The organism is Streptomyces sp. NRRL B-1347, assembly GCF_000720325.1.
In the GTDB taxonomy this organism is placed as follows: domain Bacteria; phylum Actinomycetota; class Actinomycetes; order Streptomycetales; family Streptomycetaceae; genus Streptomyces.
Genome location: NZ_JOJM01000002.1, coordinates 87,682 through 111,344, shown reverse-complemented (window position 1 = coordinate 111,344; position 23,663 = coordinate 87,682). Strand labels below are relative to the sequence as shown.

General features: G+C 73.5%; 21 protein-coding genes. 9 read left to right on the top strand and 12 right to left on the bottom strand.

All coding sequences use genetic code 11. The features are described from left to right. The first annotated feature begins 35 nt into the window (after window positions 1–35). Window positions 36–1,121 (top strand): NAD(P)-dependent alcohol dehydrogenase, encoded by a 1,086-nt coding sequence (locus IG74_RS0102010; protein ID WP_051854465.1) that lies wholly within the window; start codon window positions 36–38, stop codon window positions 1,119–1,121. A gap of 147 nt (window positions 1,122–1,268) precedes the next feature. Continuing rightward, a complete protein-coding gene (locus IG74_RS0102005; RefSeq protein ID WP_030668483.1) occupies window positions 1,269–1,658 on the top strand; it encodes a VOC family protein in 390 nt (129 codons plus the stop codon). Between the two features lie 21 nt (window positions 1,659–1,679). On the opposite strand, the gene IG74_RS0102000 is transcribed toward IG74_RS0102005, so the two are convergent. The 3 genes from IG74_RS0102000 to IG74_RS0101990 form a co-directional block, all read right to left on the bottom strand. Next, window positions 1,680–2,474, bottom strand: a complete 795-nt coding sequence (locus tag IG74_RS0102000) for an alpha/beta fold hydrolase (protein ID WP_030668480.1) — start codon at window positions 2,472–2,474, stop codon at window positions 1,680–1,682. Between the two features lie 2 nt (window positions 2,475–2,476). Further along, on the bottom strand, window positions 2,477–3,184 hold the full coding sequence (msrA, locus tag IG74_RS0101995) for a peptide-methionine (S)-S-oxide reductase MsrA (RefSeq protein WP_030668477.1): 708 nt from the start codon (window positions 3,182–3,184) through the stop codon (window positions 2,477–2,479). 178 nt (window positions 3,185–3,362) lie between these two features. Further along, window positions 3,363–4,481 (bottom strand): hypothetical protein, encoded by a 1,119-nt coding sequence (locus tag IG74_RS0101990; RefSeq protein WP_030668473.1) that lies wholly within the window; start codon window positions 4,479–4,481, stop codon window positions 3,363–3,365. Between the two features lie 120 nt (window positions 4,482–4,601). Between IG74_RS0101990 and IG74_RS0101985 the strand changes: the two genes are divergently transcribed. Then, on the top strand, window positions 4,602–5,756 hold the full coding sequence (locus tag IG74_RS0101985; RefSeq protein ID WP_030668471.1) for a cystathionine gamma-synthase: 1,155 nt from the start codon (window positions 4,602–4,604) through the stop codon (window positions 5,754–5,756). Window positions 5,757–5,793: 37 nt separating this feature from the next. Here the strand turns inward: IG74_RS0101985 and IG74_RS53125 are convergent, their stop codons facing one another. The 3 genes from IG74_RS53125 to IG74_RS0101970 form a co-directional block, all read right to left on the bottom strand. After that, a complete protein-coding gene (locus tag IG74_RS53125) occupies window positions 5,794–6,048 on the bottom strand; it encodes a hypothetical protein (RefSeq protein WP_030668468.1) in 255 nt (84 codons plus the stop codon). Further along, window positions 6,045–6,533: a sigma factor-like helix-turn-helix DNA-binding protein gene (locus IG74_RS53120; protein ID WP_030668465.1), complete on the bottom strand. Its 489-nt coding sequence runs from the start codon at window positions 6,531–6,533 to the stop codon at window positions 6,045–6,047. The genes IG74_RS53125 and IG74_RS53120 overlap by 4 nt, the downstream gene beginning before the upstream one ends. A gap of 238 nt (window positions 6,534–6,771) precedes the next feature. Beyond that, entirely contained in the window at window positions 6,772–7,284 is a 513-nt protein-coding gene (locus IG74_RS0101970) for a MarR family winged helix-turn-helix transcriptional regulator (protein ID WP_030668462.1), read from the bottom strand. Between the two features lie 145 nt (window positions 7,285–7,429). Between IG74_RS0101970 and ilvA the strand changes: the two genes are divergently transcribed. The 3 genes from ilvA to IG74_RS0101955 all read left to right on the top strand — a co-directional run bounded on the left by ilvA (window position 7,430) and on the right by IG74_RS0101955 (window position 10,719). Beyond that, window positions 7,430–8,659, top strand: a complete 1,230-nt coding sequence (gene ilvA, locus IG74_RS0101965) for a threonine ammonia-lyase (protein ID WP_030668460.1) — start codon at window positions 7,430–7,432, stop codon at window positions 8,657–8,659. A gap of 183 nt (window positions 8,660–8,842) precedes the next feature. Then, window positions 8,843–9,868 carry a daunorubicin resistance protein DrrA family ABC transporter ATP-binding protein gene (locus IG74_RS0101960; RefSeq protein ID WP_030668455.1) on the top strand — a complete coding sequence of 342 codons (1,026 nt, stop codon included), beginning with the start codon at window positions 8,843–8,845 and terminating at the stop codon, window positions 9,866–9,868. After that, window positions 9,865–10,719, top strand: a complete 855-nt coding sequence (locus IG74_RS0101955) for an ABC transporter permease (protein ID WP_030668452.1) — start codon at window positions 9,865–9,867, stop codon at window positions 10,717–10,719. Before IG74_RS0101960 ends, IG74_RS0101955 begins: the two co-directional genes overlap by 4 nt. A 75-nt stretch (window positions 10,720–10,794) precedes the next feature. On the opposite strand, the gene greA is transcribed toward IG74_RS0101955, so the two are convergent. Next, complete coding sequence (gene greA / locus IG74_RS0101950; RefSeq protein ID WP_030668449.1) at window positions 10,795–11,292, bottom strand: transcription elongation factor GreA; 498 nt, start codon at window positions 11,290–11,292, stop codon at window positions 10,795–10,797. 232 nt (window positions 11,293–11,524) lie between these two features. Beyond that, on the bottom strand, window positions 11,525–11,956 hold the full coding sequence (locus tag IG74_RS0101945; protein ID WP_030668446.1) for a DUF4307 domain-containing protein: 432 nt from the start codon (window positions 11,954–11,956) through the stop codon (window positions 11,525–11,527). 122 nt (window positions 11,957–12,078) lie between these two features. Between IG74_RS0101945 and mca the strand changes: the two genes are divergently transcribed. Further along, window positions 12,079–12,960: a mycothiol conjugate amidase Mca gene (mca, locus tag IG74_RS0101940; protein ID WP_078868504.1), complete on the top strand. Its 882-nt coding sequence runs from the start codon at window positions 12,079–12,081 to the stop codon at window positions 12,958–12,960. Next, a complete protein-coding gene (locus IG74_RS0101935; protein WP_030668441.1) occupies window positions 12,961–13,212 on the top strand; it encodes a hypothetical protein in 252 nt (83 codons plus the stop codon). A gap of 23 nt (window positions 13,213–13,235) precedes the next feature. Here the strand turns inward: IG74_RS0101935 and IG74_RS0101930 are convergent, their stop codons facing one another. Genes IG74_RS0101930 through IG74_RS0101915 form a run of 4 tightly spaced genes read right to left on the bottom strand, consistent with a single transcriptional unit; the run spans window position 13,236 to window position 21,363 of the window. After that, complete coding sequence (locus tag IG74_RS0101930; protein ID WP_078868502.1) at window positions 13,236–14,321, bottom strand: hypothetical protein; 1,086 nt, start codon at window positions 14,319–14,321, stop codon at window positions 13,236–13,238. Further along, complete coding sequence (locus IG74_RS0101925) at window positions 14,318–15,613, bottom strand: CHAT domain-containing protein (RefSeq protein ID WP_051854443.1); 1,296 nt, start codon at window positions 15,611–15,613, stop codon at window positions 14,318–14,320. Before IG74_RS0101925 ends, IG74_RS0101930 begins: the two co-directional genes overlap by 4 nt. A gap of 6 nt (window positions 15,614–15,619) precedes the next feature. Next, window positions 15,620–18,082 carry a tetratricopeptide repeat protein gene (locus tag IG74_RS0101920; protein WP_158857376.1) on the bottom strand — a complete coding sequence of 821 codons (2,463 nt, stop codon included), beginning with the start codon at window positions 18,080–18,082 and terminating at the stop codon, window positions 15,620–15,622. A gap of 53 nt (window positions 18,083–18,135) precedes the next feature. Beyond that, window positions 18,136–21,363, bottom strand: coding sequence for a tetratricopeptide repeat protein (locus IG74_RS0101915; RefSeq protein ID WP_030668428.1), 3,228 nt, complete (start codon window positions 21,361–21,363; stop codon window positions 18,136–18,138). Window positions 21,364–21,590: 227 nt separating this feature from the next. Here IG74_RS0101915 and IG74_RS0101910 point away from each other — a divergent pair, with 227 nt between their 5' ends. Next, complete coding sequence (locus tag IG74_RS0101910; protein WP_030668425.1) at window positions 21,591–23,615, top strand: thioredoxin domain-containing protein; 2,025 nt, start codon at window positions 21,591–21,593, stop codon at window positions 23,613–23,615. The last annotated feature ends 48 nt before the right edge of the window (window positions 23,616–23,663 follow it).

The following is a 23,663-nucleotide window of genomic DNA, read 5'->3' as shown; positions in this document are numbered from 1 at the left end:
GGGTGACCGCCCGCGCCGCTGCCAGGCTCGATGGCATGACCGCACAGACGACCTCCCAGACCACCACCCCGGGCGCCCCGGCCGGACACGTCCCGGCCTACGCCGCGCCCGCGGCCAACGCACCGCTGGAGCGCACCACCGTGCCGCGCCGCCCCGTCGGCGAGCACGACGTACTGATCGACATCAAGTACGCCGGAATCTGTCACTCCGACATCCACCAGGCCCGTGACGGCTGGGGCGAGGGCATCTTCCCGATGGTCCCGGGACACGAGATCGCGGGCGTCGTCGCCGAGGTCGGCCCCGGCGTCACCAAGTTCCGGGTCGGCGACCGCGTCGGCGTGGGCTGCATGGTCGACTCCTGCCGCGAGTGCGACGCCTGCCGCGCGGGCCTCGAGCAGTACTGCGTCCAGGGCAACATCCAGACGTACAACGCGCTCGACAAGCGCGGCGAGCCCACCTACGGCGGCTACTCCCGGCAGATCGTCGTCGACGAGGCCTTCACCCTGCGCATCCCCGACGGCCTCTCCCTGGACGTGGCCGCGCCGCTGCTGTGCGCGGGCATCACCACGTACTCCCCGCTCGCGCACTGGAACGCGGGCCCCGGCAAGAAGGTCGCGGTCGTCGGGCTCGGCGGCCTCGGCCACATGGCCGTCAAGATCGCGCACGCGATGGGCGCGGAGGTCACCGTCCTGTCGCAGACCCTGCGCAAGAAGGACGACGGGCTCCGGCTCGGCGCCGAGCACTACTACGCGACCGGCGACGACGCCACGTTCGAGCAGCTCGCGGGCGCCTTCGACCTGATCGTCTCCACGGTGTCGGCGCCGCTGCCCTTCGACAAGTACCTGGGCCTGCTGAAGACGGACGGCGCCCTGGTGAACGTGGGCGCCCCCGAGGAGCCCGTGTCCCTCAACGTCTTCTCGCTGATGCTCCAGCGCAAGACCCTCGCGGGCTCCGCCATCGGCGGCATCCCCGAGACCCAGGAGATGCTGGACTTCTGCGCCGAGCACAGCCTGGGCGCGGAGATCGAGCTGATCGGCGCCGACCGGATCAACGAGGCCTACGAGCGGGTCCTCGCGAGCGACGTCCGCTACCGCTTCGTCATCGACGCGACGACGATCTGACGGGGCCGCGGCCGGAAAGTGCCTGGTCCCGGGGGCCTAGGGCGCATGGCGCAGCGACGGTGGGGCCGGTGACGGATGCCGGGGGCGGCGGCCCGGCCGTAGCGTTCCGGGTGTCAGCACGACACGGCACCGGAGGAGGTCCGCACGATGAGCATCCAGCTGAACCACACCATCGTCCAAGCCGAGGACAAGGCGGAGTCCGCGCGGTTCCTCGCGGACATCCTGGGGCTCGAAGTCGGCCCCCAGTACGGCCCGTTCGTCCCCGTGGAGATCCCCAACGGCGTCACGCTCGACTACTACGAGGGCGACGGCGACCCGCTCGTGTCGCAGCACTACGCGTTCATGGTCTCCGACGGGGAGTTCGACGCGATCTTCGGCCGGATCAAGGAGCGGGGCCTCACCTACTGGGCGGACCCGTACCACACGCGGAAGAACGAGATCAACACGAACGACGGCGGCCGCGGGCTCTACTGGGACGACCCCAACGGCCACAAGCTGGAGATCATCACCAAGCCGTACGGGGCCGGGGACGCGTGACCCGGGGTGCCCGCGCGCGGGTCACTCCCCGCGCAGGAACCCCAGGACCAGGGGCGTGGCCACGTCCGCGAACTCCTCGAAGTACGCGTGCCGGGCGCCCCGCACCCAGCGCAGCCGGGCGTCCGCGATGCGCTCCGCGAGCAGCGGGGCGTTGGCCGCGGGGTTGAAGGCGTCGTCGCTCCCGTGCACCACGAGGGTCGGCGCCTTGATCCGGAGCAGCGCGTCCCACGCGTCGTGCCGGGCGCTGGCCCGCAGATGACGCCGCCGGGCGTGCGCGGGCATCGACGGGTCCCCCAGGGTGGGGAACCGCGTCCGCCCCGCCGCCCGCTGGGCGGCCAGCCACGCGGGCGTGTACATCAGCTCCCGCAGCACGCGCGCCGCCGCCTGCTGGTCCGGCTGCGCCAGCGCGCGCCGGACCTCGGGCCCGCGCTCCACGCCGTGCGGCGCCCCCGGTGACGTGCAGCCCAGGACGAGCCGGTCCACGCGATCCGGCCGGTCGGCGGCGAGCCACTGCGCGACCCGCCCGCCCATCGACGTCCCGTACACGTGCGCCCGCTCGATGCCGGCGTCCGCGAGGACGGCCGCGACGTCGTCGGCGAACCCGCGCGTGCTGTACGAGTCCGTGTCCGGCCGGTCGCTCTCGCCGGTGCCGCGCCAGTCGAGGGTCACCACGGTGAACGCGGCGGCGAAGTCCGCCACCACGGGGTCCCACCACCGCCGGCTGTTGGACTGACCGCTCAACAGGACCAGCGGCTCACCGGACCCCCGCAGCTCGTACGCCAGCTGGGTGCCGTCGTCGGCGTACGCGAAGGGCATGCCTACTGGGCGGCTTCCGGTGCGGGGGCGATGCCGGTGGGGCAGGCCCGGCCCCAGTTCGTCTCGGAGGGGCTGCTCAGCTCGACGCCGGTGCCGCCGATGCCGCAGTACCCGTCGGGGTTCTTGTCCAGGTACTGCTGGTGGTAGCCCTCGGCGGGCCAGAAGGCGCGGTCTTCGGCGGGCAGCACCGTCGTGGTGATCGTGCCGAGGCCCGCGGCCGTGAGGACCTGCTGGTAGGCGTCGCGGGACGCGGCGGCCGTCTCCTCCTGGACGGGGGAGTGGGTGTAGATCGCGGAGCGGTACTGCGTGCCCACGTCATTGCCCTGGCGGAAGCCCTGCGTCGGGTTGTGCGACTCCCAGAAGACCTTCAGGAGCTCGGCGTACGTGACCTTGGAGGGGTCGAAGACGACGCGGACCACTTCGGTGTGGCCGGTCAGGCCGGAGCACACCTCTTCGTAGGACGGGTTCTTCGTGTATCCGCCCTGGTAGCCGACCAGGGTCGTCCAGACGCCGTCCGTCTGCCAGAACTTGCGCTCCGCGCCCCAGAAGCAGCCGAGCGCGAAGTCCGCCACCTCCAGGCCCTCGGGGTACGGGCCCTGGAGCGCGGTGCCGAGGACGGTGTGACGGGAGGGGACCTCGAACTCGGGGGTCTCGCGGCCCTTCAGGGCCTCCTCGGGAGTCGGGAGCACGGGGGTGCGGCCGAAGATCATCGGGGTCCTCCTGGAGCAGGTGTCGGCATGGAGGTCAACGTCTGGTGGCGCCGGGGAATTCCTGGACCGGTACGGCAGCGCCCCCGAAGGGGCGCGGGGAACTGCGCGACCAGCCACGACGGGCTAGCAGACGATCGACGGCTCTCCACGGCTCTCCACGGCACTCCCAGCGAAGCGATCAGCGCGGCAGCGTCGCGGGGCTGCCGCCGTTTGCCTCATAGCCCGCGACAGCGAGGGCCCGGTAGACCGCGTAGTCCGCCGCGGGGTCCCCCGAGAGCGTCCAGGGCAGCGCCCCCACGTGGCCGTCGACGCGCACCAGCTGGTCCATCGCCTCGCCCCAGCGCTCGCCGCGGACCAGGAAGAAGACCAGGAGATGGCGGACGTGGGCCAGCATCGGGTCGTCCGGACGGGCCGAGTGCACCGCGAACTGGGCGCCCTCGACGGCCTTGGTCACGACCTCGCTCTGGTAGAAACCCCGCACCATGTTGACCTCGGGGAGGTGCTCGTACACCGCGAAGAGGGGGAGCGCGGAGAGCAGCGAGCCGCGGGGGGCGCGGGCCGCCGCGGCCTCGGCGAAGGAGAAGGCCTCCTCGCGCGTGCCGTGCCACTTCTCGCACCAGTAGTGCAGCGCCGCCAGATGCGCGCCCATGTGCGCGGGCGCGCGGTCCAGGATCTTCAGCCACAGCTGCTCGAACTCCGCGCGCTCGTAGCCGAGTCCGCGGGCGATGGACAGCTCGATGACGTACGGAACCGGGTCGCCGGGGGAGAGCAGCGCCGCCTGGCCGCAGGCCGCCCTGGCCTCCTCCAGGATGATCCGGAACTCGTCCGTCCCCGGCGTCGACGTGCGCCAGGCCTGCTGCACCAGGAACTCCGCCTGCACCGCAGCGCCGCCCGCGTCCTTCTCGGCCTCCGCGCGCCACACCCGCAGCCACTGGCCGCCCGGGGTGTCGCTGACCCCGCCGGGCCGCTGCCGCAGCTCCAGGGACGCGGCGCCCGCGAAGGCCTGCACGCGCTGCCAGCGCTGCTCCCCGTGCACGTCCGTCCCGGCGAGCAGCTGGGACGCGCCGCGCCAGTCCTGGGTGCGCTGCACCAGGTCGAGCACCTCGACCAGGTCGGCGTCCGGGCCCGGCATGCGGATGTCCAGGTCCTCCTGGCGCGCGAAGCCGTAGTTCGCCGGGTCGGCCGCGTCCGGGGCGCCCGGGTGCACCTGGCGGATCCCGGCGCGCCTGCGCAGCAGGATCGGCCCGAGGACCGCCCCGATCATGACCACTGCCATCAGGACCCAGAGAATCTCCATGACTCAAGCGAACCAGACGCCTGTGACAATTGGCCAACCTGACCGTCCGCGCAGGCCAAACCGCTCGTGGTGACCTCCCCGCACGGCCCCCGCCGCCGTCCCGCACTACGCTCAGGCCGCATGAGTGACTCGCACAGCAGCCAGAGCTTCGAAACCGTAGCCATCCACGCGGGCAACACCGCCGACCCGCTGACCGGCGCGGTCGTCCCGCCCATCTACCAGGTGTCCACGTACAAGCAGGACGGAGTCGGCGGACTGCGCGGCGGCTACGAGTACAGCCGCAGCGCCAACCCCACCCGCACCGCGCTCGAGGAGAACCTCGCGGCCCTGGAGAACGGCCGCCGCGGCCTCGCCTTCGCCTCCGGCCTCGCCGCCGAGGACTGCCTGCTGCGTACGCTGCTCGCCCCCGGTGACCACGTGGTCATCCCCAACGACGCGTACGGCGGTACGTTCCGCCTCTTCGCGAAGGTCGTCGCCCGGTGGGGCGTGGAGTGGTCCGTCGCGGACACCTCGGACCCCGCGTCCGTACGAGCGGCCCTCACGCCCAAGACGAAGGCCGTCTGGGTCGAGACCCCGTCCAACCCGCTGCTCGGCATCACGGACATCGCCGCGGTCGCGCAGATCGCCCACGAGGCGGGCGCCCGCCTGGTCGTGGACAACACCTTCGCCAGCCCCTACCTCCAGCAGCCGCTCGCCCTCGGCGCCGACGTCGTCGTCCACTCGATGACCAAGTACATGGGCGGCCACTCGGACGTCGTGGGCGGCGCCCTGATCGTCAACGACGACGCCTTGGGCGAGGAGCTCGCCTACCACCAGAACGCGATGGGCGCGGTCGCCGGGCCCTTCGACTCCTGGCTGGTGCTGCGCGGCGTCAAGACGCTCGCCGTCCGCATGGACCGGCACAGCGAGAACGCGACCCGCGTCGCGGAGATGCTGACCAGCCACGCGCGCGTGACCAACGTCTTCTACCCGGGCCTGGACTCGCACCCCGGCCACGAGATCGCCGCCAAGCAGATGAAGGCCTTCGGCGGCATGGTGTCGTTCCAGGTCGAGGGCGGCGAGGAAGCGGCCGTGGAGGTCTGCAACCGGGCCCGTCTGTTCACGCTCGGCGAGTCCCTGGGCGGCGTGGAGTCCCTCATCGAGCACCCCGGCCGCATGACGCACGCCTCCGTGGCGGGCTCGGCCCTGGAGGTCCCCGCCGACCTGGTGCGCCTGTCGGTGGGCATCGAGGCGGTCGACGACCTCCTGGCGGACCTCAAGCAGGCCCTGGGCTAGTCCGGTCGGCCGGACACGCCGTGCCGCCGCTCGCGGGCTACCAGCGCGTGAGCGGCGGCGTCGTCCGCGACGGCGGCTCCACCCACGGCTGCGCCGTCGCGGCCCACACAGAGAACGCCACGGCGGCCGCGAGCAGCAGCAGCCACAGCAGGCGCCGCCCGGCCGTGCGGCGCCTGAGCGCGCGCGAGCCGCGCCGCACCGCGTCCGCGTGCAGGTCCGGCGGCACGGAAGCGGGCGCCCCCGCGTCCAGGAGCTGGCGTACGGCCGCTTCGCGGCGCTCCTGCTGGCTCATGACCAGGTCGCCTCCCCCAGGGCGGGCGGTACCGCGGGAGCGGGCCCCCGCGGCGGGTGCAGGACCGTCGCCACGGCGCGGGCGCACACGGCGCGCACGCGCTCCGGCGGCAGCCCGAGGAGCGCCGCGGTCTGCTCCTCGGCGACGCCTTCGTAGAGGCGCAGTACGACAACGAGCCGCTCCAGGGGCGACAGCCGGGTGAGCAGCCCTCCCTGGCCGCGGTAGCGCCACCAGGCACCGCGCGCGTAGTGCACGGCCACGTGCGTACGGGTGCGGTCGTAGGGATCCTCGCCGCGCATGCGGTCCCAGGAGGCGTACGTCGCGGCGAGAGCGCGGGTGAGCAGCGTCCGCGCGCGGGGGTTGGCGTCCGGCGGTTCGCCGGTGAGCAGCGTGGCGGCATGCAGGAGACGCCCTGCCGCGCCCGCGACGAAAGCCTTGAACTCCCGGGCGCGACGAGCCTGTTGGGCGGCCTGCCGCTCTCGCACCGTACCTCCCGCCGATGGGCATAGAGGGACCGGTTTCATCTGAGGCCAGGCACGGCGCCCAGGTCAAGAGCCCGGCACGAGCGGAACCGCGCGCCCGGGCAGCTGGAGGTGGAACGTGTCGTCATGAGCCACGCCCTCGTACGGGCGGTGCCGGGCGAGCGCTGTCCCGCGCGCGCTCGTCCGCGCACTCCCGTACGAGGGCCGGGGCCGCGGCAGTCGGCGAACCGCGGCCCCGGGCTCAGGAGTCGGCCGGCGTCACCGCGTCGGGCACCGCCTGGGAGCTCTGCCGCGCGGAGAGCGCGGTGTTGAAGCGGGTGAGCAGCGCGGTGAAGCCTGAGCGCTCCTCGGGCGTCCAGTCCTGCGTGAGCTCGGCCATGAGCTCACGGCGCGAGGACCGCACCTCGTCCAGGCGCGACTGGCCGCGCGGCGACAGCTGCAGCACGACCGCCCGCCCGTCCTCGGGGTGCGAGGTGCGCTTGACCAGGCCGGTGTCGACGAGCGGCGCGACCTGGCGGGTCACCGTCGAGGAGTCGATGCCCATGCTCGCCGCGAGCGCCTTGACGCCCATCGGGCCTTCCTTGTCGAGACGGTTGAGCAGGAGGTACGCGGCTCGGTCCATGGAGTTGCGGACCTGTCCGACGCCGCCCAGACGGGTCTGCTCGGCACGCCGCGCGAACACCGCTACCTGGTGCTGGAGCGTGTCGAGGAGGCCGGGATCGCTGGCGGTCGTCATGTCCGGAGTTGTGGGCATGGCCGTGGGCTCACTTCATGGGAAGGGTGGTGGGTTGGGGGACAGGGTACGGGGTCCGGGCGCTACCCGTACCGGCGCTGCGCAAACCCGTCTCGCGGCGTGGGCAGGCCGGGAGGAGACTGGCGTGAACTGCGAGACTGCAGTCATGAGCTACCGCACGAGACGCTCCTTGCCCGCCGTGACCTTGGACGACGTGCGCGGCGCCCAGAAAATGCTGGGCGGCGTCGCACGGGTCACGCCCATGGAAGGCAGCAGGTACCTGTCCGGGCTCGTCGGCGCCCCCGTCCACCTGAAGTGCGAGAACCTCCAGCGGACCGGCTCCTTCAAGCTGCGCGGCGCCTATGTGCGCATCGCCGGACTGCTGCCCGAGGAGCGCGCGGCGGGCGTCGTCGCGGCCAGCGCGGGCAACCACGCCCAGGGCGTGGCGCTCGCCTCCTCGCTGCTCGGGGTGCGCTCGACGGTGTTCATGCCGGTCGGCGCCCCGCTGCCGAAGGTCGCGGCGACCCGCGACTACGGCGCGGAGGTGCGCATGGAGGGCCAGGTCGTCGACGAGACGCTGGCCGCCGCGCAGGAGTACGCGGACGCCACCGGTGCCGTCTTCATCCACCCCTTCGACCACCCGGACATCGTCGCCGGACAGGGCACCGTCGGCCTGGAGGTCCTGGAGCAGTGCCCCGAACTGCGCACGCTGCTCATCGGCGTGGGCGGCGGCGGGCTCGCCGCGGGCATCGCCGTGGCCGTCAAGGCGCTGCGCCCCGACGTACGGCTCGTCGGCGTGCAGGCGGCGGGGGCCGCCGCGTACCCGCCCTCGCTCGCCGCGGGCCGGCCGGTGTCCATCCGCAACCCGATCACGATGGCGGACGGCATCAAGGTGGGCCGCCCCGGCGACGTGCCGTTCCAGCTCGTCGAGGAGCTCGTCGACGACATCGTCACCGTCTCCGAGGACGCCCTCTCCAGCGCCCTGCTGCTGTGCCTGGAGCGGGCCAAGATGGTCGTCGAACCGGCGGGCGCCAGCACGGTCGCGGCGCTCCTGAGCGACCCGCACGCCTTCCAGGGGCCCGTCGTCGCCCTGCTGTCCGGCGGCAACGTGGACCCGCTCCTGATGCAGCGCATCCTGCGCCACGGCATGGCGGCCGCGGGCCGCTACCTGTCGCTGCGGCTGCGCCTGCCGGACCGCCCCGGGGCGCTGGCCTCGCTGCTCGGCGCGCTGTCCGTGGTGGACGCCAACGTCCTCGACGTGAGCCACGTCCGCACCGATCCCCGGCTCGGCCTCACCGAGGTCGAGGTGGAGCTGCACCTGGAGACGAAGGGGCCGGAACACTGCGCAGAGGTGGGCGCGGTGCTGCGGGACGCGGGCTACACGGTCCTGGACTGAGGACCGCGAACTGATCGCCGCCCCGGCCGGGTGCCGGGGTTTTCCACAGGCTTGCCCAGAACCGGTTGAGGAGACGCGATGTATCGCGTTAGGGTGTGACCCACTCCACTGGCCGCCGGGCGAGCGAGGTCCGGCGAATCTAGGCTTTTCGCTAGGTACCGACCCAAACTATGGGAGACCCCTATGCCAGGCGCCATCTATGCCGAAGGCCTGGTCAAGACCTTCGGCGACGTAAAGGCTCTGGACGGCGTCGATCTGGATGTCCCGGAAGGCACCGTGCTCGGCCTCCTCGGGCCGAACGGCGCGGGAAAGACGACAGCGGTCCGCTGTCTCACCACCCTGCTGACCCCCGACAGCGGCAGAGCGGTCGTCGCCGGAATCGACGTACTGAAGCATCCGAACGAGGTGCGGCGCTCGATCGGACTCTCCGGTCAATTCGCCGCCGTCGACGAGTACTTGACGGGCCGTGAGAATCTCCAGATGGTCGGCCAGCTCTATCAGATGCCGACCAAGCAGGCCAAGGCCCGGGCGGGCGAACTGCTCGAGCGCTTCAATCTGAGCGACGCCGCCGACCGCCCCTCCAAGACGTACTCGGGCGGCATGCGCCGCCGCCTCGACCTCGCCGCGGCGCTCGTCGTCTCGCCGCCGGTGATGTTCATGGACGAGCCGACGACCGGCCTCGACCCGCGCAACCGCCAGGCCCTGTGGGAAGTCATCCAGGAGCTCGTCGCGGGCGGCACGACCCTGCTCCTGACCACGCAGTATCTGGAAGAGGCCGACCACCTCGCGCACGACATCTGCGTCATCGACCACGGCCGGGTCATCGCCCGCGGCACCGCCGACCAGCTCAAGGCCCAGACCGGCGGTGAGCGCGTCGAGGTCGTCGTGCACGAGCGCGAGCACATCGCCGTCGCCAGCGACGTCCTCACCGGCTTCGGCAAGGGCGAGACCACCGTCGACCAGCACACCCGCAAGCTGACCGTGCCCGTCACCGGCGGCGCCAAGCTGCTCGCCGAGGTCATCCGCGACCTCGACGCCCGCGGCATCGAGATCGACGACATCGGCCTGCGCCGCCCCACCCTCGACGACGTCTTCATCTCCCTGACCGGCCACATCGCCGAGGCCGAAGCGGAGAACGGCACGGACGCCGCCCCCGGGAAGTCCAGGGCCGGCGCCAAGGACAAGCGCAAGAAGGAGGCCGACAAGTGAGCGCCCTCAGCGACACCGCACCCGCCGCCAGGCCCGCGGGCGGCGTGAGCGCCTCCGTCCGCGACTCCCTCGTCGTCGCCAAGCGGAACCTGATCCGCATGAGCCGGATCCCCGAGATCATTCTGTTCGGCCTGATCCAGCCGGTGATGTTCGTCGTCCTGTTCAGCTACGTCTTCGGCGGATCGATCAACGTCCCGGGCGCGGGCCTGAGCCCCGCCGGGTACCGCGAGTTCCTGATGGCGGGCATCTTCGCCCAGACCGTCACCTTCGCCACCGCCGGAGCGGGCGCGGGCATCGCCGAGGACATGCACAAGGGGCTGATCGACCGGTTCCGCTCGCTGCCCATGGCGCGCGGTGCCGTGCTCACCGGCCGCACCATCGCGGACCTGGTGCAGACCGCCCTGACCCTGCTCGTCCTCGCCGTGGTCGCCGTCCTCGTCGGCTGGCGGATCCACGAGGGCTTCCCCAAGGCGCTCGCCGCCTTCGGCCTGCTGCTTCTGACGGGGTACGCCTTCACCTGGATCGGCGCCCTGATCGGCCTGTCGGTCCGCACCCCGGAGGCGGCCACGTCCGGCGGCCTGATCTGGCTGTTCCCTCTGACGTTCATCTCGAACGCGTTCGTTCCGGCAGAGAACATGCCGACGTTCTTGCGGCACATTGCCGAGTGGAACCCGTTCAGCGCGACTGTCCAGGCCTGCCGCGAACTCTTCGGGAACCTCCCGGCGGGCTATCCCGTGCCGGAGGCCTGGCCCATGCAGCACCCGGTGCTGGCATCGGTGCTGTGGTCCGTGCTGATCATCCTGATCTTCCGTACGCTCGCGGTCCGCAAGTACCGCACGGCGACGTCCTGACGCCCCGGTCCGCACACAGCGCGAAGCCCCCGGCGCGAGGCGCGTGCCGGGGGCTTCCAGGGCGTCGGGGCGGGCTCAGCCCTGGTAGGGCTTGGCCTCCAGGATCTTGACCGAGGCGAGCTTGCCGTTCGGCAGCTCGTACTGGGCGTCCTCGCCGATCTTCTTGCCGCTCACGCCGGAGCCGAGCGGGGACTGCGGCGAGTACGTCTCGATGTCGTCGCTCGCGTACTCCCGCGAGGCGAGGAGGAAGGTCACGGTGTCGTCCTCGTCGCCGTCGAAGGCGATCGTGACCACCATGCCGGGGGCGACGACGCCGGACTCGGCGGGCGCCTCGCCGACCTTGGCGTGCTCCAGGAGCTGCGTCAGCTGGCGGACGCGGAGCTCCTGCTTGCCCTGCTCCTCCTTGGCCGCGTGGTACCCGCCGTTCTCGCGCAGGTCGCCCTCCTCGCGCGCCGCCGCGATCTTGGCTGCGATCTCGGTGCGCGCGGGACCAGACAGGTGCTCAAGCTCTTCCTTGAGCTTGTCGTACGCCTCCTGGGTCAGCCAGGTGACGTTCTCGCTGGTCTGGGTCACAGGTGCTCCTCGTAGGTGCTGGAATACAAAGCAACGCCCTACCCAGAAGGATGTTCCCTTATGGGTGGGCGAAACCACGAGCCTAACAATTTCGGTGCCGTAGGGGGAGGACATACGCCATCAGAACTGCGTTAGCCCAGGCCACCGCGTTCTTTTCGCACCCGCCCGTCCGTGCTGCCTTGGCGGCCCGGCCCAGCGGCATCGTGAGCGGCGGGAAGAGCGAGCGCCCGGGTCAGTCCGTGTGGCAGGAGACCACGGACGGGGCCGTGGCGCGTTCCGTGGTGCGGAGGGTGACCGTCTTGTCGATGCGGCCGCTGTCCTGGTCGAAGCGGAAGTCCCCGCGGCCCACCTCGCCGCCGTCCTCGGCCTGCGCGCGCAGCGTGCAGTAGCCGTTGGCGTCCGCGTCCTTGCGCACTTCCAGGTGGACTTCGACGGCCTTGTCCGAGACGGCGTCCCACTTGATGATCTCGGCGTTGATCTTCGAGCCCGCGACGGAGTCGTAGCCGAACCAGCCGACGACGGCGAGCGTCAGGACGCCGAGGACGGCGCCCACGACCTTGAGCTTGCGGTCGGCGCGCTGGTCGGCGGTGAGGGCGGAGCCGTAGCGGCCCTCCGGGGGCCGGGGGGCGGTGCCGCTGGTGTCACGGCCGCTGACCGCGGTCATGCTCGTCCTCCACTGGACACTGGACAGGGGTGCCGGAATTTTCCACCCCCCGATTCCGTCACTATAGAAGCCGCCCATTGCAGTGGATGACCGAGGGCGCCCAATTCACCGAGGATCGAGTCTTGACTGAGCAGCTGCGACTGATGGCCGTTCACGCCCACCCCGACGACGAGTCGAGCAAGGGCGCGGCCACCATGGCGAAGTACGTGTCCGAAGGGGTGGACGTGCTCGTGGTGACGTGCACGGGCGGGGAGCGCGGCGACATCCTCAACCCCAAGCTCCAGGGCGACACGTACATCCAGGAGCACATCCACGAGGTCCGCAAGAAGGAGATGGACGAGGCCCGCGAGATCCTCGGCGTCAAGCAGGAGTGGCTGGGCTTCGTGGACTCGGGCCTGCCCGAGGGCGACCCGCTGCCACCGCTGCCGGAGGGCTGCTTCGCCCTGGAGGACGTGGACAAGGCGGCGGGCGAGCTGGTGAAGCAGATCCGCTCGTTCCGGCCGCAGGTCATCACCACGTACGACGAGAACGGCGGGTATCCGCACCCGGACCACATCATGACCCACAAGATCTCGATGGTGGCCTTCGAGGGCGCGGCGGACGCCGAGAAATACCCGGAGGGCGAGTTCGGCCCGGCCTTCCAGCCGCAGAAGCTCTACTACAACCAGGGCTTCAACCGCCCCCGCACCGAGGCCCTGCACCAGGCGATGCTGGACCGCGGCCTGGAGTCCCCGTACGGCGAGTGGCTCAAGCGCTGGGACGAGTTCGAGCGGGTCGAGCGCACGCTCACCACGCACGTGCCGTGCGCGGAGTTCTATGAGATCCGCGACAAGGCGCTGATCGCGCACGCCACGCAGATCGACCCCGACGGCGGCTGGTTCCGGGTTCCGATGGACGTCCAGAAGGAGGTCTGGCCCACCGAGGAGTACGAGCTGGCGAAGTCCCTCGTCGATACCTCCCTCCCCGAGGACGACCTCTTCGCGGGCATCCGCGACAATGCCTAAATGAGCGCAAGCCTGGCAATGACGCATCTCGTCCCCCTCGCCAAGGAGGTGGACGAGAACAAGGTGACCCCCGGTGTCCTCGGTTTCATCGTCTTCGCGGTGATGGCCCTTGCCGTGTGGCGGCTGATGAAGTCGATGAACCGGCACATGAGCAAGGTCGACTTCAAGGAGTCCCCGGACTCGGCCGCCGACGCGGGTGCCGGTTCCGGCGAGCCGGTCGACGCCGGCGAGGCCAAGGCCAAGCGGGGCTGACCCCGCCCGGCCGGCCGGCGGGCTCAGCGCGAGTGGTCCGCCAGTGACAGCAGCAGGTGCGCGGACTCCGGCCGCAGATGGTCGGAGTGCGCGCCCGCCGGGCCGCGCCCGCGCACGAACACGTGGCTCGCGTCGACGCTGACGAACCGGTGGTCGAGGGCGGCGTGCGGATAGGCCTCGCCCGTGCCCCGCATCCGGATGCCGGAGACGGGCGCGGGCGCCGTGCCGATGCCCGCGTGCCCGATGCCCGTCCGCTTCTCGGCCCGCAGGTGCCAGAAGCCGGTGGCCCGGTCGCCCTGCGCGTACGTCGCCACGACCGGGCCGCGCAGCGGCGCCCCGGCGAGTTCCGTGAACGTCGTGGCGAAGGCGTCGCGCGGCGCGGCCATCTGGAACAGCAGCATCGAGTCCACGGTGAACGGCCGCCCCGGCGGCGCGGGCGTGCTCCAGCCGAGCGTGCCGCCCGGTGGCGCGGCCGCCCACTGCACCGCCTCGCACAGCAGGCGGCAGCCGAAGGAGTGCCCGACGAGGTGCAGGTACTGGCCGCCCCGGCCGGCCAGGACCGGCGCGTGGCGCGGGTCCCCGCGCCGGGCGTCCAGATAGCCGAGCAGCTGCCCGATGACGTGGGCCGCGTGCCCTTCCGCGCTCATGGCGTGCGCGCGGTCCCGGATGCGGCGGTAGCCGCCGAGCGAGGGCAGCGAGCGGGAGGGCCAGCGGATCAGCACCGGCCAGGGCGCGAAGCCCCGGCCCGCCGCCCCGCCGGGCCGGGCGTCGGCCGCCGCGCCGGGCCGCGCGTCCGCCGCCCCGCCTAGGCGTGGGTAAAGGCCCGGCCGCCGCGCCAGCTGTCGCTCCACCAGGCACAGGAGCTCGGCCACGGCCTGCCGGGACGACGTGGGCGACGTCTGCCACCCGTGCACGTACACGACGACGTCCGTCGCCCACGGCGGCGGGGTGAGCCGGGCCGCGAAGTGGTCGAGGAGGCCGGCCGGCGGCACGGGCCGCGGCCCGTCGCGCGTGGCCCGCAGCGGCCAGCCGCGCTCGTCGAGGTCGACGACGGCGGCCGCCTCGCCCGGGCCGTCACCGTCCACGTCCCCGTCCCCTGCCGCCGTCACGCGGTCCGCTCCAGCCTGCTGTCCATGCCGCTGTGCAGCGCGTACGCGAGTCCCAGCGGGTTGTGCCAGGTGTCGGCGAAGTACCGGGTCAGGGCATGGGCGATCGCGCCCGCGGTCTCCTCGCCGGTCAGATAGCGGGTGACGAACGCGAGCGCGTACTCGGCGGCGAACCGCTGCGGCATCTCGATCTGCGGCCCGAGCACCCCGCACGCGCCCGCGTCGAACAGGGCCCGGCCGAGGTAGGCGAGGTCGGCGTTGCCCGGCAGGCCCGCGTAGCAGGCGTTGAGCAGTACGAAGGGGCGGAAGGGCACGCAGGCGTGCGGGGGCGGGCGGTGGGCGCGCAGCGTGTAGCCGTCGATGGCGAGCTGGTCGGTCAGCTTCAGGACGAGGTACGGGGCCTCGTCGCCGGGCGCGGTGAAGTGGCCGTGGCACCAGAAGTACATCAGCTGCTCGTCCAGGAGCCGGTCGCCCAGGGCGCGCTCCAGCTCGCCCCGGGTGGTGCGCTCCACCAGGTCGCCGCCCGCGGCCAGGGCGGCCGCGACGTCGGCGGCCCTGGTCAGGCCCGCCGCGTCCACGGCGGTGTCGTGGTTGAGGCTCACGGCGGGGGCCGCGCGGGGCGGCGGGTCGCGGTCGTCGGCCACGCGTGCGTAGGCGTCGCCGCCGGTCTGCTCGATCTGGTGCCGGTAGCCGAGGAACCGGCCGAACACGCCCGCCAGGGAGGGGCTCTCCGGCTCCCCGGAGGCGGTGGCGGGCAGGCACAGCATGGGCCACGGCAGGAACAGGTCGGAGTGGAAGCGGACGCGCAGCGGCTCCTCGTGGCCCAGCGCGTCCGCGAGGAAGCCGCGGAACAGCTTCAGGGCCTCGTCCTCGCCGCCGAGGAGCACGTCGAACAGCAGCTGCGCCCCGTACCGAGCGAGCCGGTCCACGGCGGCGCGCAGCTCGGCCCCGTCCTCGCCGGTGAGGTCGACGCGGCTGGCGTACGGGAAGGGCGCGCCGCGCGGCAGCCCGTCCGCGTCCACCGGCCGCAGGGCCACGAACTCGTCCTTCCACACCTGCCGGAGGCGCGCCGCCACGGCCCGTACCTCGCCGGGCCGCGCCCGCAGCGTCACCGTGTGCTCGGAGCCGCTGAGCGACGGCACGGCGGGTCCGTACATCCAGGCGCGCATGGGTTCGTCCGCGCGCCGTCCGTCGAAGCCGACGACGAGGTCGGGGCGGCGGATGACGTTCCGGGGCAGCCGGGTGTAGCCGCGGCTGGGGTCCTGGACGACGCGGGCGGGGAGGTCGTGGGCCATGGGGACTCAGGACCTCCGCAGGGCTTCGGGCGCGTGGCCGGAGCGGGGGCCTTCGCCGTCGCCCTCGACGACGTCGATGTACGTCTCGACCTCCTGGAGCACGGTCGCCGTCGCCAGGTGCTCGACGGTGAACAGCAGCCGGTGCCGGCCCGCGCGGCGGGGCGTGAACAGGAACTCGGCGGCGTCCGCCTCGCGGGGCGAGGGCCGCAGCGTCACCGCGTGCGCGGGCTCGACGTCGGCGCCGGTGAGCGGCGTGACGCGGACGGTGAGCCAGGGGAGCGCGGCGGCCCGGTCCGACCACGGGTGCTCGGGGCCCGGCTGGATCCGCAGCGCGATCCGGGACGCCGTGCCCGCGGTGGAGCGGTCGTCGAGGAGACGGAGGCGGACGCACGCGTGTGTGGCGGGGGACAGGGCGGCGTGGTCGAACTCCGTGCCGGGGTCGGGGATGGTGAGGCGGGCGGTGAGGGGGACGGAGCCCACGGCGCGGCCCGGCGCCCAGCCGCCGCTCCAGCGCACCCCGGAGGGGTCGTCGATGGTCTCGAAGATCCGCAGTGCCTGGTCGAGGGGCCCGTAGGCGACGTGTCCTTCGTGCCGCCAGGGGGCGGCCTGTTCCAGGAGCGTCCACGCCACCCCGTGGGGGCACTCGACCTGGCGGAACCTCCTGAGCGCCGCGTCCAGTTCCGCCTCCGCGGCCGCCCGGTCCTCGCTGACGTAGGCGGGCAGGGTCCCGAGACAGTGGTCGGCCCACGCCCGCCCCAGCACGTCGCCTGCGTCGGAGAAGCCGCGGCGTGCCTGATCGAGCGTCGGCACGGCTTCCTCGAGGCGGCCCGAGACCGCGTGCGCCACGCCCAGGTACAGAGCCGTCCAGGACTCGCCCCGCACGTCCCCGTTCGTGACGTGCTGCCCCCTGGCCTCTGTGAGGATCTCGACGGCCTCCTCGGCGTCCCCCCGTAAGAGGGCCGCCCTGCCCAGCTCGGTCCCGGTCCAGGCCTCGCCCTGGAGGTCGCCGAGGCCGGTGAACCTGTTCCGGGCGTCCTCCAGGACCTTGCGGGCCTCCTCCACGTCACCGCGCAGGAGCCGCAGTCGGCCGTAGTGGTGCACGGCCCAGGCCTCGCCGCGCACGTCCCCGTGCACCTGGTGGGCCTCCACGGCCCGGCGCAGGAGCCGCTCCGTGCCCTTGAGGCGGCCCTGGTCGCACTGGATGGCGGCCCGCGTGTGCAGGACCCAGCCGTCCGGAGCGGTGCGGGGGCCCGGACTCGACGCCTCAAGGGCGTCGAGTGCCCCCACGGCGAAGGGCAGCTCGCCCAAGTAGCGCAGGGTGACGGCGATTTCCCGGCCGGCGCGCGGTCCGCCGAGCCGCTCCAGGGCCTCCATGGCCTGCCGGGGCCGCCCCGTCTCCCGGACGGCGACGGCAGCCGTGACGCGCAGGGGCTTCCAGCCACCGGTCGCGCGCCACAGGGTCTGCTTGGCCCTGTGGAACTGGAACAGCCCCTGTTGGGTGATCAGTCGGGGCTCCAGGCGTTCGAGGAGTGCCGCGCCCTCAGGTGCGCCCCGGCGCAGCAGCCGTACCAACAGGTCGGTGTACGCGTCGGCTCCCGGGAGCGGGTCCACCGTGTCCGCGAGCACGGCCTGGGCCAGGGGCCGGTCCAGGCCCGACGTGCCGGGCGCGGTCCGGGAGCCGGTTCGCCGGTACCAGCCGGGCCGCGTCTGCTGGATCCATCCGTGGGAGGTCAGCTCCCGAAGCTCCTCGTGGCGTCGCCGGTCCGAGAGCGGCGGTACGAGCGCGCCGGTCACCGACGCGTCGAACTCTTCGCCTTCCCAGCGCCTGAGGGCGGACAACAGGACGCTCGTGGAGCGGCCGACCGGCCTGTCCGGCGCTTCGGGCTCGGCGGCCGCCACCTCACAGCGGGCCCAGGACTCCCCGAGCCCGGCGTGCGGTTGGTGCGAGACGGCGACGACGTGTGATTCGGTGTCCTGGACGAGTCGTTCGGCGAGCCGCAGCAGGTCGGCGCCCGGCTCCCCGTCGGGCACGCCGTCGAGCACCACCGTCAGCCTCTTCCGCGCGAGGCGCGCGCGGAAGAGACCGGGCAGCTCGTCGGTCAGCCGCTCGGGCTCGGCCGTCCGCAGGCGGGAAAGCACCAGCGGAACGTCGTACAGCGAACCGCTGACGGGCGGCTCCTCCTTCAACGTCTGTTCCAGCAGCCGCAGCAGCAGCCGGTCCGGCGCCGCCGCGTCCGTCGGGCCCACCGCCAGCCACACGGGGTCGGACCGCCACCGTGACGCCGCGTCCCGGGAGAACCGGGCGAGCCGGGCCGCGAACGCCGACGTGCGCAGCGGCTGAGGGCCGTACAGCTCGAGGAGCGCGGACCCCGGGCGCCGCCGCAGGAAGGCGCGCACCTGTCCGGGCAGGCCCTCCTCGCGCCGCGGCCCGCGGAACGGGCCGAGCGCGTCCGGTACCCAGCCGCCCATCACGCCCACCCCCTCAGACGGCCCCGGCCGCTCAACGCCCCACTATCGCGCGCTCACTGAGGGGGCGTCACGGAAACCCCCATGATCTCTCTGGCGTGCCGGTCGGGCGTCATGCCGAGCCGCCACCCCTGCCAGCCGGTCTCCAGCTCCGCCTTCCGCTCCAGGAACAGCTGGTACGCCTCCGTGTAGCCGTCGAGCTTGGCGTCCCGCAGCGGATGCGCGGTGCGGGTGAGCTGGGCGAGCTCCTCCTGGGCGACAGCGACGCCGATGTCCCAGCCGCCGGGGGACGCGTACGGCAGCAGCGTGGCGCGCAGGAAGTGGGCCCAGTCCTCGCCGCGCCGGTCGCCGTACGAGGCGAACAGCGAGATGGCGTCGTCGCACAGGGCGAGGGCCGCCTGCGTCCGGGCGTTGCCCGCGTCGATGACGGCGAGTTCGAGGCAGGTCCAGCCCTCGCCGTGGGCGACGCCGATGCGCTGGAAGTCGGCCCGCGCGTCGACCAGGAGCTGCCGGGCGAAGCCGGAGTTGCGCAGCGAGCCGGTCTGGGCGGCGCGCTGGTCGCGGGTGACGCGGGCCGAGTGGTGGCGGGCGCAGGCCAGGCCGTAGACGTCGCGCATGCGGGAGAACATGGTGCGGGCCCGCTCCAGGTCCCGTACCGCCTGGTCGAGGACGCCGGTCTCCTCCAGGGCCTGGCCCAGGTAGTAGAGGGACCAGGCCTCGCCGCGCGCGTCCTCGTTGTCGCGGTGCCGGGAGACCGCCTGGCGCAGGCCGTCGACCGCGGGGGAGGGGTCGCCCGCGACGAGCCGGGCGCGGGCCAGCTGGGTGAGCGCCCAGGCCTCGCCGCGCGCGTCCCGCGTGCGCCGGTACAGATCGAGCGCCCGGCGCAGTTCGGTCTCCGCGCGCGGTACGTCGCCCATGCGCAGGCACACCTGGCCCAGCTGGAAGTGCGCCCAGGCCTCGCCGTGCACGGACTCGCTGCCGCGGTGCAGTTCGAGGGCCGTGAGCAGCATCTCCTGCGCCTCGGAGAGCCGGGAGCGGTCGCGTTCCACGGCGGCGAGCGCGTGCAGGGTCCAGCCGCGGTCGCCCGCCAGTTCGTCCGCGACCTGGAGGTCCAGGGCCTCGCGGAGCCGGGCCGCGGCCTCGGAGAGGTTGCCCTGGTGGTGCAGGGTGATGCCGAGCGAGCCGAGGGCGCGGGCGGCCCCCGCGTCCTGGTGGGCCTCGAAGTAGAGGTCCACGACCGAGGCGAGGGTGGACCGGGCCTGGTCGAGCTCGCCCAGGTGGCGGGCCGCGATGCCGGTGCGCCACTTCACGTTCCGGCCGAGCAGGCCCTGGTCGACCGCCTGCGCGAGCTCGCTGATCTCGCCCAGGCGGTAGAGGTCGCCGCGCAGCAGGCAGTAGTCGCACAGCGCGCCGAGCAGCCCGAGCACGGCCCGGGGCTCGACGCCCTCGGCGTGCCGCAGGGCGGCCGTGATGAAGCTCGACTCGTCGTCGAGCCAGCGAAGGGCCGCGTCCAGGGAGGTGAAGCCGTGCTGCCCGAAGTGGTCCGCGCGCGTGGACGTCTTGCCGTCGACGAGGCGGATCACGGAGTCGGCGAGCTCGCCGTAGCTGACGATGAGACGTTCCTGCGCGGCGCTGCGCTCGGCCGGCTCCTCCTCGTCGGCGAGCCGGGCCTGGGCGAAGGAGCGGACGATGTCGTGCAGCCGGTAGCGGCTGGCGCGCACGTGGTCGACGAGGCCCGCGCGGGACAGCGCGGTGAGCTGCCGGGCCGCCTCCTGTTCGTCGGCGCCGAGCAGCGCGGCCGCCGCGGCGGTGCCGAGCGAGGCCCGCCCGGCGAGGGCGAGGCGCCGAAGCAGGCGGCGCGCGGCCTCGGGCTGGTCGCTGTAGCGCAGCCACAGGGTGCGCTCGACCGGTTCGACGGGTCCGTACGCGGCGAGGTCGGCGATGAGCGCCTCGGGGGTGCGCGGCCCGAGCGCGGAGCCCGCGACGCGCAGCGCGAGCGGAAGCCCGGCGCACAGCTCCCGCAGCCGGTCCAGGGACTGGGCGTCGTACGGCTCCGGCAGGTCCTGCGCCACCTGCCGGATGAGCTGCTCGGCCCCGGCGTCGTCCAGCGCGTCCACCGCCAGCTGGTGCACCCACGCGGGCAGGTCGGCGGGCAGGTCGAGGGGCTTGCGGGCGGTGACGAGGACGAGGCTGTCGGAGCGCTCGGGCACCAGGGTGCGCACCTGCTCGGGGTCGCTCGCGTCGTCCAGGACGATGACGACCTCCAGGCCGGTGAGGTGCTGGTGGTAGAGCTCGCTGAGCCGCTTGACCTGCTGCTCCTGCGTCGAGCGCTCCCGGAAGAGGAGCTGTTCGCGCGGGGCGCCCAGGCGGTTCAGGAGGTGCAGGAGGGCGTCGCGCGTGGACAGCGGCGGCGTGTCGGGGCTCTCGCCGCGCAGGTCCACCACGCAGGCCCCGCGGAACTGGTCCTTCAGGTCGTGCGCGGACCGCACCGCGAGCGAGGACCGGCCCGCGCCCGGCGCGCCGTGCAGGACCACCACCGTCGGCTTGGTCTGGGTGCTGGCCCGGGCCGCGTGCACCCACTGGGCGATCCGCCCGAGCTCGGCCCGTCGGCCCGCGAACTCGCCGTCCGGCTGCGGGAGTTGCGCGAAGGACTGCTCCAGGACGGTGCGCCGCTTGGCGGCCGCGCTCTTGTCGGCGCCGCGCAGCTGCGGCGCCCGCTTCTGCTGCGCGGCGCGCGTGCCGCCGACGCCGCCCGCCGTCGCCGCCGTAAGCACCCGCTGCTGGTCGAGGAACGGCCTGATGCCCCGCACCTCCAGGGCCGTCAGCCACTGGAGCCGGAGCTGCTCGGGGCCGCCGGGCTGGTGGACCGTGCCCGCGTGCCGCTGGGCGGCCGGGACGTGGGCCGCCGTCACCTTCACCACGGTCGCGGCGAACCCGGCGACCGCGACGGCGCCGCCCGCGCCGAGCGCGGTGCCGCCGCCGGTGCCGAGCACGAGGTCGGCCACGCACGCGGCGACGGCGGCGACGGCCACGACGAGCAGCGGCGTCCCGGCCGCCTCTTTCGCATACCGCTGACCGAACGTCAGCTGCCCGGCCGCCGACTCATCCAGGGCCCGGGTGTACGCCTCGTACTCCTCGGCCGCCGTCTGCTCCATGGCGTCCAGGGAGGCCCGCGCCCGGGAGAGCAGCACGTTGCCGTCGGTGCGGCCGCCGGTGCGCCGGACCTCTTCCTCGACCGCCCGTGCCAACAGGCGCTCGGCTTCGGCCCGGTGGCTGTCCCGCATCTGGTCCCCCTCGAAGAGGAGCACGTGACACCGCCGTCGCGCGTGCCCGTGCCCGTGTGCCTTCGCGGGGCACGTGTCCACGCGCCCCGCCCTGCACGGGTGCACGTACCCCGTCACCTCTACATGTACGTGTCAGTGTGCTGCGAACGCGCGGTGTACGCGAGGCCGGGCCCCGGGGCGCGCCGGGGAACCCCGCCGTCAGGCGCGACGTGCGCGAGGATGGACCCATGCCGAACCGACTGGCCCACGAGACGTCCCCCTACCTCCTCCAGCACGCCGAGAACCCCGTCGACTGGTGGCCGTGGTCGGCCGACGCGTTCGCCGCCGCCCGCGAACGCGGCGTCCCCGTCCTGCTGTCCGTCGGGTACGCGAGCTGTCACTGGTGCCACGTCATGGCGCACGAGTCCTTCGAGGACGAGGCGACGGCCGCGCTGATGAACGAGAACTTCGTCAACGTCAAGGTGGACCGCGAGGAGCGCCCCGACGTCGACGCCGTCTACATGGAGGCCGTGCAGGCCGCCACCGGGCAGGGCGGCTGGCCCATGACCGTCTTCCTCACCCCCGACGCCGAGCCCTTCTACTTCGGCACGTACTTCCCGCCGGGACCGCGCCACGGCATGCCGTCCTTCCCACAGGTCCTGGACGGCGTGCGGCGGGCGTGGGCGGACCGGCGCGCCGAGGTCACCGAGGTCGCCGCGAAGGTCGTCAAGGACCTGGCGGAGCGTCAACTGGCCCTCGGCGACGACCGGCGGCCCGGCGAGGAGGACCTGGCCAAGGCGCTGCTCGGCCTGACCCGCGACTACGACGAGCGGTACGGCGGCTTCGGCGGCGCGCCCAAGTTCCCGCCGTCCATGGTCATCGAGTTCCTGCTGCGCCACTACGCCCGCACCGGCGCGGAAGGCGCCCTCCAGATGGCCGCCGACACCTGCGAGCGCATGGCGCGCGGCGGCATCTACGACCAGCTCGGCGGCGGCTTCGCCCGCTACTCGGTGGACCGCGAGTGGGTCGTGCCGCACTTCGAGAAGATGCTGTACGACAACGCCCTGCTGTGCCGCGCCTACGCCCACCTGTGGCGGGCCACCGGCTCCGAACTGGCCCGCAGGGTCGCCCTGGAGACGGCCGACTTCATGGTCCGGGAGCTGCGCACGAACGAGGGCGGCTTCGCCTCCGCGCTCGACGCCGACAGCGCCGACGCCACCGGCCGCTCCGTGGAGGGCGCGTACTACGTCTGGACCCCCGAGCAGCTGCGCGAGGTCCTCGGCGACGCGGACGCCGAGCTCGCGGCCGCGTACTTCGGCGTCACCGAAGAGGGCACCTTCGAGGAGGGCGCGTCCGTCCTCCAACTGCCCCAGCGCGACGGCGTGGTCGCCGACGCCGACCGGGTGGCCTCCGTGCGCGAGCGCCTCCTCGCGGCCCGCGCCCTGCGCCCCGCCCCGGGCAGGGACGACAAGGTCGTCGCCGCCTGGAACGGCCTGGCCGTCGCCGCGCTCGCCGAGACCGGCGCCTACTTCGACCGGCCCGACCTGGTGGCGGCCGCGGTCGGCGCGGGCGATCTGCTCGTCCGCCTCCACATGGACGACCGCGCCCGGCTCGCCCGCACCTCCAAGGACGGCCGCGCCGGCGCCAACGCCGGTGTCCTGGAGGACTACGCCGACGTCGCCGAGGGCTTCCTCGCGCTCGCCGCGGTGACCGGCGAAGGCGTGTGGCTGGACTTCGCGGGCCTGCTCCTCGACCACGTCCTGGTGCAGTTCACCGACGACGAGACGGGCGCCCTGTACGACACGGCGGCCGACGCCGAACGCCTCATTCGGCGGCCGCAGGACCCCACCGACAACGCGGCGCCCTCCGGCTGGACCGCCGCCGCCGGGGCGCTGCTCACCTACGCCGCGCACACCGGCGCCGCACCGCACCGGCGCGCCGCCGAACGGGCCCTCGGCGTGGTCAGGGCGCTCGCGCCGCGCGCGCCGCGGTTCATCGGGCACGGGCTCGCCGTCGCCGAGGCCGCGCTCGACGGGCCGCGCGAGGTCGCTGTGGTGGGCGCGGTGGACGGCCCGATGCACCGGGTGGCGCTGCTCGGCACGGCGCCCGGCGCCGCGGTGGCCGTCGGCCCCGCGGACGGCGAACTGCCGCTGCTCGCGGACCGGTCCCCGGTGACGGACCGGGAGACGGCGTACGTGTGCCGGGACTTCGTGTGCGACCGGCCGACGACGGACCCGGCCGAGCTCGCGGCGGCCCTCGGCGCGCTGCGCTGAGCGGCCGGGCGACCCCGGACGGTGAATCAGCTCCCGGGGCTGCCCGCC